Origin of the sequence: Streptomyces sp. NPDC093510 (assembly GCF_040683555.1) — a bacterium.
In the GTDB taxonomy this organism is placed as follows: Bacteria; Actinomycetota; Actinomycetes; order Streptomycetales; family Streptomycetaceae; genus Streptomyces.
Genome location: NZ_JBFBEE010000006.1, coordinates 245,077 through 260,512, shown reverse-complemented (window position 1 = coordinate 260,512; position 15,436 = coordinate 245,077). Strand labels below are relative to the sequence as shown.

At 74.0% G+C, this 15,436-nt stretch carries 11 protein-coding genes and 1 pseudogene; all 12 read right to left on the bottom strand.

Annotated features, from left to right (window positions below; genetic code table 11):
* Window positions 1–49: 49 nt before the first annotated feature.
* Window positions 50–1,057 carry a mevalonate kinase gene (gene mvk, locus AB0N81_RS12315; protein ID WP_365357704.1) on the bottom strand — a complete coding sequence of 336 codons (1,008 nt, stop codon included), beginning with the start codon at window positions 1,055–1,057 and terminating at the stop codon, window positions 50–52.
* Between the two features lie 736 nt (window positions 1,058–1,793).
* Window positions 1,794–1,934, bottom strand: a complete 141-nt coding sequence (locus AB0N81_RS12310; protein WP_365357703.1) for a hypothetical protein — start codon at window positions 1,932–1,934, stop codon at window positions 1,794–1,796.
* A gap of 60 nt (window positions 1,935–1,994) precedes the next feature.
* Window positions 1,995–2,900, bottom strand: coding sequence for a methylenetetrahydrofolate reductase [NAD(P)H] (gene metF, locus AB0N81_RS12305; RefSeq protein WP_365357702.1), 906 nt, complete (start codon window positions 2,898–2,900; stop codon window positions 1,995–1,997).
* 679 nt (window positions 2,901–3,579) lie between these two features.
* Complete coding sequence (locus AB0N81_RS12300; RefSeq protein ID WP_365357701.1) at window positions 3,580–4,563, bottom strand: carbohydrate kinase family protein; 984 nt, start codon at window positions 4,561–4,563, stop codon at window positions 3,580–3,582.
* Between the two features lie 203 nt (window positions 4,564–4,766).
* A complete protein-coding gene (gene metK / locus AB0N81_RS12295) occupies window positions 4,767–5,981 on the bottom strand; it encodes a methionine adenosyltransferase (protein WP_365357700.1) in 1,215 nt (404 codons plus the stop codon).
* A 1,426-nt stretch (window positions 5,982–7,407) separates the two neighbouring features.
* Complete coding sequence (locus AB0N81_RS12290) at window positions 7,408–8,409, bottom strand: AvrD family protein (protein WP_365357699.1); 1,002 nt, start codon at window positions 8,407–8,409, stop codon at window positions 7,408–7,410.
* 240 nt (window positions 8,410–8,649) lie between these two features.
* The gene (locus tag AB0N81_RS12285; RefSeq protein WP_365357698.1) at window positions 8,650–9,129 is read right to left on the bottom strand and encodes a hypothetical protein; all 480 of its coding nucleotides are present in this window, start codon (window positions 9,127–9,129) and stop codon (window positions 8,650–8,652) included.
* 535 nt (window positions 9,130–9,664) lie between these two features.
* Complete coding sequence (gene wrbA, locus AB0N81_RS12280) at window positions 9,665–10,288, bottom strand: NAD(P)H:quinone oxidoreductase (protein ID WP_365357697.1); 624 nt, start codon at window positions 10,286–10,288, stop codon at window positions 9,665–9,667.
* 23 nt (window positions 10,289–10,311) lie between these two features.
* On the bottom strand, window positions 10,312–11,307 hold the full coding sequence (locus AB0N81_RS12275; protein ID WP_365357696.1) for a methyltransferase: 996 nt from the start codon (window positions 11,305–11,307) through the stop codon (window positions 10,312–10,314).
* The gene (locus AB0N81_RS12270) at window positions 11,304–12,518 is read right to left on the bottom strand and encodes a DegT/DnrJ/EryC1/StrS family aminotransferase (protein ID WP_365357695.1); all 1,215 of its coding nucleotides are present in this window, start codon (window positions 12,516–12,518) and stop codon (window positions 11,304–11,306) included. Before AB0N81_RS12270 ends, AB0N81_RS12275 begins: the two co-directional genes overlap by 4 nt.
* Window positions 12,519–12,640: 122 nt before the next feature.
* Window positions 12,641–13,150: pseudogene (locus AB0N81_RS12265) on the bottom strand (cupin domain-containing protein); the annotation flags it as partial.
* A 194-nt stretch (window positions 13,151–13,344) separates the two neighbouring features.
* On the bottom strand, window positions 13,345–14,412 hold the full coding sequence (locus AB0N81_RS12260; RefSeq protein ID WP_365357694.1) for a type III polyketide synthase: 1,068 nt from the start codon (window positions 14,410–14,412) through the stop codon (window positions 13,345–13,347).
* Between the last annotated feature and the right edge of the window lie 1,024 nt (window positions 14,413–15,436).

Sequence of the window (15,436 nt, the reverse complement as noted above, 5' to 3'; positions counted from 1 at the left end):
GCGGGTGGACGTGCGCGCTCCAGGGCCCGGCCGGGGCCGGCCCTGGAGGTCACCGGGCCTGGCCGGCGCGTGCTTTGAGCGGGAGCACCCAGGTCTGGACGGCGCCGGCCTCGTGCAGCTGCCGGGTGACGGCGCCGGCCTGCTCGGACTCGCTCAGCGCGATCATGCAGCCGCCCATCCCGCCGCCGGTGATCTTCGCGCCGAGGCTGCCGGCCGCCAGGGCCGTCTTGACCAGCGTGTCGATGAGCGGGGTGCTCAACGAGGCGGCGCGCAGCAGTTCGTGATACTCCGTCAGCCTGCTGCCCAGTTCCTGCGGTTTGCCCTCGGCCAGCGCGAGCCGTGCCTCGTGGGTCAGTTCCGTGGCCCGGCGCACGAAGTGTTCCTGGGCGCCGGCGTGCCGCTGGAAGCCCTCGCGCAGCAGGGCGACCGCGTCCTTGGTGCGGCCCACCTCGCCGCTGTCGGCGATGATGAACAGTCCGTCGCAGCCGATGGGCAGTTCCTGGGCGTGGCCCGCCTGGAACAGCAGCGGCCCGCCGGCGCCCACGGCGCGCGCGTCGACGCCGCTGGCCCGGCCGTGCGTCACGTTCTCGGCCGTCTGCACCAGCTCGAAGGCCTCCTGCGCACTGACCTCGCGGCCGAACAGATCGGCCAGCGCGAGGACCACCGCCTGCGCGCACGCCGCGCTGGAGCCGAGCCCGCGGCCCGGCGGCACCGCGCAGTCCAGGATCACGTCCAGATGCACGTCGTCGGCGATCCCCGTGGTGGCCCGGAACTCGGCGGTCAGCCGCCGCAGCCAGTCCGAGGCCTGCGTGCCCACCGGCCGGGACGGGGAGCCGGTCATGGTCAGCGACACATCGCCGGTGTCCCCGGGGGCGCGCTCGAACCATCCGGCGCTCGCGGTGACCGGCAGCTGCGGCACCGGCAGGGCCAGGGCCGGGGCGCCGTAGACCACCGCGTGCTCCCCCAGCAGGATGGCCTTGGCGTGGGCGCGGCCGACACCGACCGAGCGGGCCCGGCGCAGGTGTGCCGCCCGCTGTGCTGAGGTCGGTGGCGTCAACGCACTCAGCTCCCTTTGTCTTTTCTGCATGGAGATCGCGTCATCCAGACTGTGAGGAAGGAATGAAGCAGGGCATCGGATGCGTGGCGCACCGCGTCGTCGCGGGCGGCGTCCGGGCGGTGGGCCAGAGGTGCGGGGCGCCGGCATGCGGGCCGCGGCAGCAGGAGCTGCGGCTGCGGGCTGCGGGCTGCGGGCTGCGGGCTGCGGGCTGCTCAAGAGCGTGCCCGCCGACGGCGGTTGGAGGCATCCGGAACGTCACCGCAACACCATCTGGGGTGCGGCACTGCACACCGAGGGGCCGGAACATGCGGGGGCCTGGGCCGGATCGGGCCGGACGGGCAGGGGTGCCGGATGAGGCGGGGCGCCGGACGGGGCGCCCGGCTTTCCTGGCCGCGCAGCGGCTTTCGGGCAGGGCTGACGCACCGGAATAGTGACACGGGCGGTGCGCGCGCGCCTAGAGCACCGGGAAGTGGCGTGGCTCACACCGGGCGGCGGGGCGGGGCCCAACCGGTCCCGGAAGAAGGCGAGTTGACATCCGCTGACCTCCGGGCTCCAGGCATCCGAGGCACTGGGCTCCGGGCTCCGGGCTCCGGGCTCCGGGCTCCGGGCTCCGGGCTCCGGCTACTGGCTACCGCTGCCGGCCGGTGCGCCGCGCCACGCCGCTCCTCCCCTCCCCTTCCCTTCCCTCCCCTCTCCCCCGCCTCCTTGTCGTCTCTTCCCTCTGGGTGCTGGGGGGTCAGTCGATGCCGCGTACTACGTGGGGTTCCCAGGACTCGTCCTCGTCGATGCCGGCCAGCCGCAGTGGCGGCGGGCGGGGCGGGGCAAGGACGGGAACGTCCCGGGACAGCCTGCTGTCCTCCTCCTCGGTGTCGTGCATCTGCTCCTCCTTCTCGGGTCGGCCCCGGTGTCAGGGCAGGTGCGCGGGAGGTCCGTGCTCTCAGCGCCGGGCGGCCAGGCCGTGTCGCGCACGGTCCGCGCCCTGGACGTTGCGGTGGATCTCCAGCGTCGCCGTCGAGCGGTTGAGGGTGATGTAGTGCAGTCCGGGGGCGCCTTCGGCCAGCAGTCGTTCGGCCATGGCGGTGGCGTACTCGACGCCGATGCGGTGGCCCTCGGCCGGGTCGTCGCGCACGGCGTCCAGGCGGTGGGCCAGGTGTTCGGGGAAGGCGGCGCCGCTCAGCGCGGCGAAGCGGCTGATCTGGCGCACGTCGGTGGCCGGCATGATCTCCGGGATGATCGGGGTGGTGCAGCCCGCGGCGCTCACCTTGTCGCGCAGCCGCAGGTAGTCCTCGACGTGGAAGAACATCTGGGTGATGGCGTAGTCGGCGCCGGCCCGGCACTTGGCGACGAAGTGGCTGATGTCGCTGTCCCAGTCCCTCGAGCGCGGGTGGCGTTCGGGAAAGGCCGCCACGCCGACGCTGAAGGCGCCCGACTCCTTGACCAGGCGCACCAGTTGGTGGGCGTGGGTGAAGCCGTCGGGGTGCGGGATCCAGGGGGCGTTGGGATCGCCCGGCGGGTCGCCGCGCACGGCCAGGATGTCGCGGACCCCGGCGTCGGCGTACTGGCCGATGATGTGGCGCAGTTCGGCCACCGAGTGGCCGACCGCGGTCAGGTGGGCGACGGGGCGCAGGGTCGTCTCGGCCGCGATCCGTTTGGTCACCTCCACGGTGCGGTCCCGGGAGGAGCCGCCGGCCCCGTAGGTGACCGAGACGAAGGTGGGGGCCAGGGCCTCGACCCGGCGGATGGTGTGCCACAGGGTGCGGGCCGCGGCGTCGGTCTTGGGCGGAAAGAACTCGAAGGAGAAGGACGGGGCCTTCTCCTCCAGCATGTCGCGCAGGGTGTTCACTGCCGGCCTCCGGCGTTGAAGTGGCTGGCCACAAGGGGGTGGTGCGGGTCGGGTGCAGGGGCGCCGGGACGCGGCAGGTGTGCGCCGGGGCCCGGGCCAGACGCGGGCCAGGCGCGGGCCACCGGTTCCGGTACGTGGCGGGTGGCCCGGCGGGCGGCTGCGGTTTCGGTACGTGGCGGGGCGGGTGGCCCGGCGGGCGTGATGGCGGTCCCGGTACGTGGTGGGTGTCCCGCGGCGAGGTCCCGGTAGGTGTCAGGCGTGGTCCGGCGGTGGTCCCGGTACGTGGTGGGGGTCCGCGGCGAGACCCCCGGTGGGTGCCGGGTGTGGTCCGGCGGCGGTCCCGGTGGGGCGGTAGGTGTGTGTCCGGGCCCCTCGCGGGGGGGGGCGTCCGGGGTGCTCGCGTCGTGGCGGGTTTGGCGCGGAAGCGGGGTGTGCCGGGATGTGGCGGGGGTCCGACAGGCTCCGGGTGCGGCGGAGTTGACGGAGTGTGGGGTCGCCGGGGGTGCGGGGGTGCGGGCCTTGGGCGGCCGGGCCGCTCTTGCGCCGTGCCGTGCGTGGCGCGAGAGCGGCCCGGCCGGCCCCGTCCCTGGGGGTTGGGGGTCCGCCCGGGGGCGGGGCCGTCGGTGGGGTCAGGCGGTGGCTTCGGGTGAGGGGGTGCGGGCGGCCGGGCGGGGGTGGTTCACGGGGCCGGGGCGAGGTGGGTCTCGATGGCGCGGGCCGCCCCGTGGCCGTAGGTCTGGTCGATGCGGGTGATCAGGTCGGCGGGGATGAGCTTGTACTCCTGGGTGCCGACCGATTCCAGGACGGTGGTGGCCAGGGCGCAGCCGAGCTGGGCGGCCCGTTCGTGGGGCAGCTGCCAGGCGGTGCCGGCCAGGAAGCCGGAACGGAAGGCGTCGCCCGCCCCGGTGGGGTCGGCGATCTCCTTGGTGGGGACGGCCGGGACGTGCAGGCGCTGCGCGCCGGCGCGCAGGAGGTGGACGCCGCCCTCGCCCAGGGTGGTGATCCAGGTGCCGACCCGGTCCAGGAGCTGTGGCCGGCTCCAGCCGGTGCGCTCCAGCAGCAGGGCGGCCTCGTACTCGTTGGTGAACAGCCAGCGGGCGCCGTCGACGAGTTGGCGGGCCTGGTCGCGGTCCAGGCGGGCCAGTTGCTGGGAGGGGTCGGCGGCCACCGGCAGGCCCAGGCGGTGGGCGGTGGCGGTGTGGCGCAGCATGGCGTCGGGGTCGTCGGCGCCGATCAGGACGAGGCCCGGGGTGGTGGTGCGGGCGGTGAGCGCGGCCAGGTCGATGCGGGCGGCCTCGGCCATGGCGCCGGCGTAGAAGGTGGCGATCTGGTTCTGGTCCTGGTCGGTGGTGCACACGAAGCGGGCGGTGTGCAGGGTGTCGCTGACCTGGACGCCGCTGGTGTCGACGCCGTGTTCACGCAGCCAGGTGCCGTACTCGGCGAAGTCGGTGCCCGCGGCGCCGATGAGCAGGGGGTTCAGGTCGAGCAGGCCCAGGCCGAAGGCGATGTTGGCGGCGACGCCGCCGCGGCGGATCTCGAGGCGGTCGGCGAGGAAGGACAGGGAGACCCGCTCCAGTTGTTCCTTGATCAGCTGCTCGGCGAAGCGGCCGGGAAAGACCATCAGGTGGTCGGTCGCTATCGAGCCGGTCACGGCGATACGCACGGAAGAAGCACTCCTTGGACCTTGGGTCGGCGAGCAGAAGAGACACAGCGGCGGTACACGGCCGGGCCGCGGCGGGGGGGTACGGCGGGCGGAGGGCCACGGCGGGAGCCGCGGCGGGCCGGGGCGGGCCGGGGCTACGGCAGGCGGCGGGGGGCAAGCCCGCCGCCGCCCGCCGCCTGCCGCCTGCCGTGGCCCGGGGGCGCTCAGCCCGCGTCCGCCGCCTTGCGCAGGGCGTCGGCGCGGTCGGTGCGCTCCCAGGTGAAGTCGGGCAGCTCGCGGCCGAAGTGGCCGTAGGCGGCGGTCTGCGCGTAGATGGGGCGCAGCAGGTCCAGGTCGCGGATGATGGCGGCCGGGCGCAGGTCGAAGACCTCGGTGACGGCCCGCTCGATCTGGGCCTGGGGGACGGTGGCGGTGTTGAAGGTCTCGATGAACAGGCCGACCGGTTCGGCCTTGCCGATGGCGTAGGCGACCTGGACCTCGCAGCGGGTGGCCAGGCCGGCGGCGACGATGTTCTTGGCGACCCAGCGCATCGCGTACGCGGCGGAGCGGTCGACCTTGGAGGGGTCCTTGCCGGAGAAGGCGCCGCCGCCGTGGCGGGCCATGCCGCCGTAGGTGTCGACGATGATTTTGCGGCCGGTCAGGCCGGCGTCGCCCATCGGGCCGCCGATCTCGAAGCGTCCTGTCGGGTTGACGAACAGGCGGTGCTCGTCGGTGTCCAGCTTGATGCCGTCCTCGGCGAGCCGGGCCAGGACCGGCTCGATGACGTGGGTGCGGATGTCGGGGGTGAGCTGGGAGTCCAGGTCGATGTCGGCGGCGTGCTGGGAGGAGACCACGATGGTGTCCAGGCGGGCGGGGCGGCTGCCCTGGTACTCGATGGTGACCTGGGTCTTGCCGTCGGGGCGCAGGTAGGGGACGGTGCCGTCCTTGCGGACCTCGCTCAGGCGGCGCGAGAGGCAGTGGGCCAGCTCGATGGGCAGCGGCATCAAGGTGGGTGTCTCGGCGGTCGCGTAGCCGAACATCAGGCCCTGGTCGCCGGCGCCCTGCGCGTCCAGCGCGTCGCCCTGCTCGCCCTGCACGCGCTGTTCGTAGGCGGTGTCGACGCCCTGGGCGATGTCGGGCGACTGCGCGCCGATGGACACCGAGACGCCGCAGGAGGCGCCGTCGAAGCCCTTGGCCGAGGAGTCGTAGCCGATGTCGAGGATCTTCTGGCGCACCAGGGTGGCGACATCGGCGTAGGCGGCGGTGGTCACCTCGCCCGCGATGTGCACCTGGCCGGTGGTGATCAGTGTTTCGACCGCGACGCGGGAGGCGGGGTCCTGGCGCAGCAGGGCGTCCAGGATGGTGTCGCTGATCTGGTCGGCGATCTTGTCGGGGTGGCCCTCGGTCACGGATTCCGAGGTGAACAGGCGGCGGGACATGACACTCCAGGGCGGTGGCGGATGAGCGGATGAATGGGGCGGGTTGGTCGGTGGCGGCCGGGCGGGATGCGTGTGGTTTCCTGCCGGGGGCCGGGGGGGGCGCCGGTGCCGGCCGCGTGATGGCGGGCCGGGCCGGGGCGGCGCGCGCTGCGGCTGCGGCCGGTGAGGCCGGCGCCGCCGCTGCCACTGCCGTGCCGGCGGCCCCGCGCGCCCGGCCGGGACGAGCCCGAGCCCGGGGCCGGGCAGTGGTGCGCCCGCCGGGGCGCCGCCGGAGATCTCCGGGTGTGGCGGTCGGCAGGGCTGCGGACCTCCGGAGAAGGTCTGCGCACCAACGCCCAGGACGTGTCCGGCACGGGCGGTGTACCCGGCACGGGTGATGTACCCGGCACGGGTGATGTACCCGGCACGGGTGATGTACCCGGCACGGGCGCAGCTGGCGTGCTGGACACAGCGGTTGGTGGACGCGGCGGTCTCGGTGGCCTCGCCGGCCCTCGGTGGCCGCGGCGCTCAGCGACGGCCGGGCGCCGGGCAGTCGGCCACGGGGCCCGTGGGGCCGTGGGGCCGTGGGTCACGCCCCCGCAGGGCGGCCCTCTTGGGGGGCCTGGCGGTACGTCGGTCTGCGGGGCCCGGTGCACCGCACGGGCGGCGTTCACGGGGGCGTTCCCGGTGCCGGTGTGCCGGCTGAGCCACGGCGGCCGGGAACTCCTGGCGGAGGCAGCGCAGTTGGGGTGGCAGATCCGCCCGGGACGGCCACGGATGGTCCGGGCCGTGAGGCCACGATCAGCCGGGCGCCCCCCTCGGGGCCTGCCGGTGCGTCGGTTCGTGGGCCTGGTGGCCCGCCCGCACGGACCGGCGTCCGCTGGGGTGCGCCCCGGCGTCGATGCCGGATGCCGGCGTGCCGGCGGGCGACGCATCGCCGGTGCCCAGGCGGGCGGCCGAGAACCCCTCGCGGGCCAGGCACCGGCAGTCCCGGGGCCCCGCGTCCGAGGGAACACACGGTGCCCCGCCGGCACGGACGGCAGCCGTCCGTGAGGGTGCCCCGGATACCGGATGCCGACGTGCCGAACAAGCCCCGCCACTGGCGTGCCAACGGCCGAGAACCCCTCGCGGGCCAGGCACCGGCAGCCCCGGCGCCCCGAGCCGAGGGAACACGCGGTGGCCCGCCGGCACGGGCGGCGTTCGCGAGGGTGCGTATCCCCGGCGCCGCCGGATGCCGAGGTGCGGGCAGAGCCGCGCCGCCGTGCGGGCAGGCGGTCTGGAACCCCGCGCGGCGCGGCAGACCCCTCGGGGGCCGTGCGGCCCCGATCAGGCCGGCGGCCCGCCCGCACGCACAGCGGCGCTCACGGGGGCGCGCCCCGGTGCCGCTGCCGGATGCCGGTGTGCCGGCGGCCGAGGGCCCCGCGCGGCGCGGCGCGGGGGTCGTTGGCTACGGGCCGGGCCGGTCGTGGCCGGGCCAGGCGGCGGGCAGCAGGTGCGCGACGCCGGCCTGTACCTGGATGCCGTGCAGGGCTCCCCTGACCTCGGCGGTGCGCCAGATGCCGGCCGGTGAGGGCACCAGTTGGGCCTGGGCCAGGGCGGCGCTCACCTGGTCGGTGGGGCGCGCGGCGGGTGCACCGGCGGCGGTGATACGGATCCGCCGCATGCGCAGGTCGTCGCCGTGGGCGTGGTCGAGGCCGTCCAGCGCGTACAGCAGGACCTGGCCGAGCTGGAGGACGGCGACCAGCGCGTCGATCATGGTGGCCGGGCTGCCGGCGGGGATGGCCGCGGCCCGGTGCGGGGCCAGCGTGGCGCGGGCGCAGGCCCGGCCCTGGGCGATGCTGGCGCTCACCTGGGTGAGCAGTTGCTGCCGCGCGGTGTGCGCGATGCCGTACGGGGCCTCGTTCCAGGGTCCGGGCAGTTCCTGCGGCAGGTCGTAGACCTGCTCGGGGCCCGGTGGGCTGTCCGTGGGGGCGGGGCTGTGGCGGGCGTGCACCCGGGCCGTCAGGGAGCCGATGCGGCACTCCAGCGTGGTCGCCGTGCGCGGGCCGGGGTGCGGGCCGTCCACGGGCCGGCCGCTGACCGGGAACTTCGCCGGCTCGTCCTGGCCCTGGCCGGTCTTGGCCCGCAACTCCAGGTGCTGCACGGCGAAGCGGGCATCGGGCGGCAGCTGCAGGGTGTGCGCCGCGTACAGGCCGGTGAGCTGGGCGCCGAAGAGCATCGCGTCGATGGCGCTCAGGCGGGCCGGGATGTCGTCCCTGTCGTCCTGGCGGGTTCGGCCGGCGGGCGGGGTGAGGTGGGCCGTGGCGGTGATGCCCGCATCGGCCTGGGGCCGCGGGGCGATGGTGATGCCGCTCAGTGAGTGCGTGGCCCGCTTGAAGCCCTCGCCCAGGAACCGGCCGGCTCGCGGGCCCAGGACGTCGTCCACGCAGGAAAGTTCCAGAGGGGGCACGAGCGCTCCTTGTCCGGCCGCGGAACGGCTGCCCGGGCCTTCGGCCGCAAAAGAGGGGGCAGCGCCCTTTGGCGCGTCACTGGGGGTACGTCGGTGAAGGAAGGCCGCTCCGGTACGGGGCGGCACAGTGCGGGATACGTGGCGGGGCCGCATCCGACGCCGCATCCGGCGCCGTGTCCGGCGCTGTGCGGGCGGCCCGGCGGCCGGGGCCCGGCCCCCTGTCCGGCCCCGGAAGGGGTGTCAGGTCCGGGTGGCGGGGATGTGGTCCGAGCCGCTCGGCCAGGCGCGGCGCCAGGCTTTGAGCGGGGCGGTGCGGGGCAGTTCGGCCTGCGGGAGCTGGACGGGGCCGGCGAGCTGGGGGAAGGCGGCGACACCCCGCCAGCGGGCGGGGTCCAGCGGCTTGTCCTCGACGGTGCAGATGACCGGCACCGGCTCGGCGTCGGGGCCCGGCACCACGACCAGTTCGGTCAGCCCGGGCCGCCGCCGGGCCGGAACGATGTCCTCCATCTCCAGGGAGCCGCGTACTGCGGCGATCATGTCGACCTCGCGGTCGAGCATGTGCAGGCACCCGAAGCGGGTGCGGTAGCCGACATCGCCGGTGCACCACCAGTCGCCGTCGCGGTGGATGCCGTCGCGGTCCTGCTCGGCGAAACAGGCCCCCGCCAGACCGTCCCAGGCCACCTCGACGGAGCCGGAGCTGTCCTTGGAGGGTGTCTGCATGGCCAGCCCACACAGCGCCCGCTGGCCTTGTACGCGAAGTGGCCGAAGCAGGCGCGGCCCACCGCCGGGCCCACCTCGCTCCGCCCCTGGACCTGGAAGAACAGAGCGCACGGATCGTAGGTGAGGTCCTCCCCTGCGGTCAGGGAGTTGGACAGGGCTTCGACGAGGGCCGGCCGGTGGCCTCACATTGCGCGGGGCTACGTCGTCATATGAAGGAGAAGCAGCCGCAGCGACCGGAGGGAGGGCAGCGCCGACCATGATGATCACAGGCCAGTCGTGGCGTACGCAGCGGGCAGCCGCCGGCGGTGTGCTGCCCTCCCCCGGGCGGATCGCCCCGCCCCCCGGCCGGGACATGGGGTCCCGGCCGCCGCGACGATGTCCCGAAGGCGCGGCCGGACACCCCGAAACGCCCCGTCCGCACACGCCCCGTCCGCAGACGATCCACCCCCGAGGAGCCCGTCCGCAGACGATCCGCCTCCGGGCATTCCGCCTCCGGGGATTCCGGCTGCGGGCGATGCGGCTGCGGGCGGACGGGTCAGCCGGTGGGGCGGCCGTTCTTGAGGGCCTGGGCCACCTCGACCACTCGCTGGGCCTGGTAGGCCGCCGCCTGGAGGGTGACCTCGCTGGGCGCGGACGGGCTGACCGGGCCCCCCACCACGTGGGAGGTGCCGTAGGGGTTGCCGGTCTGGAACTGCACCGGGTCGGTGTAGCCGGGCGGCACGATCACCCCGCCCCAGTGGTAGAAGGTGTTGGCCAGCGCCAGGATCGTCGACTCCTGCCCGCCGTGGGCGGTGTTGCTGGAGGTGAACGCCGAGTACACCTTGCCCGCCAGCTGGCCCTGCGCCCACAGCGGACCCGTGGTCTCTATGAACGCCCGCAGCTGGCTGGCCGGGTTGCCGAACCGGGTGGGGGTGCCCCACAGCACCGCGTCCGCCCACACCAGGTCCTCGTGTACGGGCTCGGGGATGTCCGCGTGGTCTGTGCGGTACTGCTCCCAGGCCGGGTTGGAGGCCACCGCCGCCGCCGGCGCCGTCTCGGCCACCCGGCGCACCCGCACCCGGGCGCCCGCCTTCTCCGCGCCCTCGGCCGCCGCATGCGCCAGCGCATGCACATTGCCCAGCGAACTGTAATAAACGATCGCGACGTTCACAGATGTCACAACTGACGTCCTTTACGGGGTGGTTAGCGGGCGATGACCACGGTGGCGGGAGGCGCCGCGTGGAAGGTGACGTCCTGGAAGCCGGCTTTGGTGAGCCAGGTGTGGTAGTCGCTCTGGCGCCAGGTGCCGCCCTGTTTACTCTTGAGGAGCATTTCCGCGGCGAACAGCAGCGGGAAGGCGGGGCCGCTGCGGTCGTCCTGGACGATGTAGTCGCACACGACCAGGGCGCCGCCGGGTTTGAGGGCGTCCTTGAGGCGGGTGAAGACCGCCACGTTGTCCTGGGGTCCTTCCTGGTGGGCGATGTGGGAGTAGATGGCCACGTCGTAGGCGGCGGTGCCCAGGTGGGTGGTGTGGAAGTCGCCGTCGATGCAGGTGAACCGGTCGGCCAGCTGGTGTTCGGCCAGCAGCCGGCGGGCGATCTCGTTGATCGGCGCCCAGTCGAGCTGGGTGGCGCGGGCGGCCGGGTTGCGGGCCAGCCAGGTGGAGGTGTAGATGCCCGAGCCGCCGCCCACGTCCAGGATGGAGATCTCGCCGGCCTCGTCCAGGTTCAGGGCGTCGGCGGCGACCTGGGCGGCGGGCACCGACTGGGCGGCGATGGCGGGCACCACGTGGGTCCAGTGGGGGCTGTCGGCCACCTCGGCGGCGGCCTGGCGCACCGGTCCCCCGGCGCGGACCACCTCGGGCAGTTCGGCCAGGCTGCCCAGCTGGGTCAGTTTGAGCCGGGCCAGGCCGGTGAGGTCCACGGGCCGGCCCTGGACCAGGAAGGCGGCGGCCTCGGGGGTGTTGCGGTAGCGGCCCTCGTGCAGTTCGACCAGGCCCATGCTCAGCAGGCCGTCCAGGAGGGTCTGGGCGCCCCGGTCGGAGATCTGGGCGCGGTCGGCCAGCTGCACGGCGGTGTCGGCGCCGGCTTCCAGGTGGGTGAACAGCGCGTGGCCGGCCGCCGCGCCGAGGATGGCGGTGGCCCAGTAGCCGTTGATGAGCTGCAGGATCCTGTCCGGGGTGGGCCCGCTGGTGTTCATGCTGTTCCTCTCCTGGCCGCGGCGTGGGTGCGCAGCCCGGTGCGCAGGGCCGCCACGACGCGTTCGACCTGCTCGGTGCTGAGTTCGGCGTGCATGGGGATCGCCAGGTGGCGGTGAAAGAGGTCGGCGGAGACGGGGCAGGTCTGCTTGGCCTCGAAGACCGGCTGCAGGTGGCTGGCCCAGGTGCCGTGTCCGCAGCCGATGCCCTGGCCGCGCAGGTCGGCGGCGAGGGCGGCGCGGTCCACCCGCTCGTCCAGGCGGACCAGGTAGGACTGCCAGGCATGGGTGCGGTCGGCCGGCACCTGGGGCAGGCGCAGCAGTTCCTCGTCCGCCAGGAGGCGGGCGTAGTGGTCGGCGACCGTCGCGCGGCGGGCCAGCAGTTCCTCGATCCGGCCGATCTGCACCTGCAGGATCGCAGCCGCGATGTCGGAGAGCTTGAAGTTGTAGCCGATCTCGGTGAATTCCGGGACGGGCAGGCCCACGATCTTGGACTGGTCGAAGATGCTGCCGATGCCGAAGGAGGACCGCAGCCGGGCATCGGCGGCCACGGCCGCATCGGTGGCGATCAGTGCGCCGCCCTCGCCGCTGGTGGCGCCCTTGCGGCCGTGGAAGGACAGGCAGGCCACCTCGGCCAGCGCGCCGGCCTGGCGGCCCTGGTAGGTGGCGCCGACCGCGCAGGCGGCGTCCTCGATGAGGAACAGGCCGTGCCGGTCGGCCAGGGCCTGCAGTTCGCTGTAGTCGGCGGGCAGGCCCACGGTGTCCACCGCGATGATCCCGACGGTCTTGGGGCCGATCAGGTCGGCGACCGCCTGCGGGTCCACGGTGTGGGTGTCGGGGCGCACGTCGGCGAACAGCGGCACGGCGTCCAGGTAGCGCACCGCGTGGGCGGGGGCGGGGAAGGTGTAGTCGGCGACGATGACCTCATCGCCCGCGCTGACGCCCAGCGCGAGCAGCGCCAGGTGCAGGGCGGCCCCGCAGTTGCTGACGGCGACCGCGTGGGCGTCGTAGCGGGCGGCCAGCTGGGCTTCCAGGGCCTTGCCCTTGGGTCCCTGGCCGGCCGGCCAGCCCGAGGCGAACACCTCGGCGACGGCGGCCAGTTCCTTCTCGCCCAGACTGGCGTGCACCAGCGGCACAGGACCCGGGCCGGAGCCGGGGACCGGACCGGGGCCGGGGCCGGGGCTGGTGCTGGTGCTGGGGTTGGGGTTGTTCATGGGGCTCACTTCCCGTTGTCCGCGGTGGCCGCGGTGGCAGCGTTGGCAGCGTTGTCCGCAGGAGCCGCGGTGGCCGCGGCCGTCGCGGGGGCAGCGGGGTTCGCGGGGTTCGCAGTGGGCGGCTGGTAGCGCAGGGGGGTGAGTTCCTCCACGTCGTAGCGCTTGCGCATCTCCTCGACGGCGGCGGGGTCCACCGTGGTGCCGCGCGACCAGATCTCGGCGATCTCTTCGAAGTAGTGCTCGTGGTCGGGCGAGGGGTAGCTCTGGAAGAGCATCTTGACCGGTTTGTCGGTGGCGTTGCGAAAGGCGTGCGGGGTGCCGGGCGGCACGAACATGCAGCCGCCCTCGGCGGCCTTGATGACCCGCTCGCCGCTCGCGGACTTCCAGTGGTGCCAGGTGTCCTTGGTACGTTCGGTCGGCTCGAAGCACAGCAGGTCCAGCTCGCCCTCGAGGACGTAGAAGAACTCCTGGGACTCGTGGTGCACGTGCGCGCCGACATCGAAGCCGGGCGGCACGATGACCTCGAAGATGGAGATGGAGGAGCCCTGCGCCTGGGTGGCCTTGAACGTCACTTCCTGCGCCGGGGTGATCAGCTTGCGTCCCTGACCGGGCGGGACGATCAAACCAGTCATGTGGTGGATTTCCTTCGTTCGTACGGACATCTCGCCTGCCGCGCCCTGCCGTGCGGGCCTGCCGCACCGCGCTGGGAGCGGGCTGTCGCACCGTCCTCGCGTGGGTGGGCTGTCGCACCGTCCTCGCGGAGCGGGCTGTCGCACCGTCCTCGCGTGGGTGGGCTGTCGTAGGGCCCTTGCGGAGGGGGTGCGGGTCAGCCGGCGGCGGGCGGGGTGTCGCTGTTCCAGCGGCCCAGGGCCATCTCGGCGGTGATGCCGGGGCCGAAACCGGCGATCAGCCCGGTGGCGTCGGGCATCGGGGTGTCCTCTTCGAACAGGCGCAGCGCCGCGTCCAGGACGACGGCGCTGGCGATGTTGCCGTATTCGGTCAGCGTCGACCAGCTGTGGCGGAACACCTTGCGGTCCACGTCCAGGAACTTGGCCAGGTCGTTGAGGATGCGCGGGCCGCCGGCGTGGATGATGTAGAAGTCGAGGTTGGAGGCGTCCCACTGGTGGCCGGCGGCGAACTCGCGCAGCACCGGCGCGAGCGGCTCCATGGTGCCGGGCACCCGGCGGTCCAGCTGGAAGTGGAAGCCGGTGTCGCGCACCGAGTAGGAGATCCAGTCCTCGGTGTTCGGGATGAGGTAGGAGGAGTTGCTCTCCAGTTCGATGCCGGTGCCGCCGTTGCCGCGGACCACGGCGGCGGCGACCGCGTCGCCGAACAGGCCGTCGGAGAGCAGCGAGCCGATGTCGTCCATGTCGGGCTGGTAGCACAGCGAGCACAGCTCGCAGGAGACGATCAGGACGTTGCTGCCGGGGTGGGCCAGGCAGAAGTCGTGGGCCCGGTTGATGGCGGCGCCGCCGGCCGCGCAGCCCAGCTGCGCGATGGGGATCTGGCGGGTGTCGGAGCGAAAGCCCATCTTGTTGATGAGCCAGGCGGTCAGCGAGGGCATGAGGAACCCGGTGCACGACACGTAGATGATCGCGTCGATGTCCCGCGCGGCGACCTCGGCGTTGGCCAGGGCCTCCTCGACGACCTCGGGGGTGCGCTTTTTCGACTCGGCCTCGTAGATGCGGTTGCGTTCGGTCAGGCCGGGGTGCTTGAGCGTCTGCTCGATGGGCTGCACGATATGCCGCTTCAGCACCCCCGTGTTGCGGATCAGGCGCAGTGCCAGGGGAAGCTGCGGCTTTCCGGCATGGACCCGCTCGGCGAAGTCCAGTGTCTCCTCGGCCGTGATGACGTATTCCGGCACACGCACTGACGGCTTGCATAGCCTGGGCATATCGGGAATCCACTTTCTCTAGAGTCTGCCTTTGGCACGTGAAGATGCATGTCGCGCACTCCCCGCGCCGCCCGGTCGGGCAGCGGCAAGGGCAGCTGGGACGGCGCCTGCCGCGCCGCCTTCACCGCACCCGCCCACCAGCCCCCTCCCCTTCCCGGAAGGGGGGCTGGTGCGGGCGGGTGCGGTGAAGGCGGCGCGGAAGAAAACGACTGGGAAACCCCACCCCCGGCCGCAGGCCGCCCGGCCCTGGCCCGGTGGGCCGGTGGGCCCGGTCGGTGGGCCCGGTGGGCCCGGTAAGCCGGGTCGGTGGGTCGGTGAGCCCGGTGGGTCGGTGAGCCCGGTGGGTCGGTGAGCCCGGTGGGCCGGGGTCGGTGAGCCGGTGGGTCGGTGAGATCGGTGAGCCAGGGGGTCGGTGGGCTAGGGGCCGGTGAGCCGGGGCCGGCTACGGCCTCCTTCGACCGGCCGCCTCTCCCGGCCCTTGCCCGGGCCCCGCTCCGGAAGGAGCAACAGGCTGGCGGGGTACGGGAGTTGGTTGACGATCAGGGCTCGGGCGAAGGACAACGGGCGGGCAGGGGCGGACCGTTGGCCCGGCAGGGTGCCGGGAACGGCCAGGGGTGGCGAGGTAGGCCCGGGTGACCGGGGACCGGCGGAGCAGGCCTGGATGACCGGCCCCTACGGCCGGCCCGCGTGACGGGTACAGATGCGCCCGGCCCGCGTGACGGGGCCGGGAGGAACGGATCCGGCGCTACGGGCCGATGCGGCAAGGCCGCGTAGAACGGGCCCGGAGCGAGGGGACCGAGCGGAACAGATCCAGTGGTACGGGCCGGTTACGGACCGGCGTGATGGGGCCGGCGGAACAGGTCCAGCGCTCACGGGACGGGCAGTACGGGTCGGCGTGATGGAGCCGGGACGGAACAGGTCCGGCACGTCGGGCCGGCGCAATGGGGCCGGGCGCAACGGGTCCGGCACTACAGGCCGGCGTAATGGGGCCGGGCGCAACAGGTCCGGCTACAGGCCGGCGTAA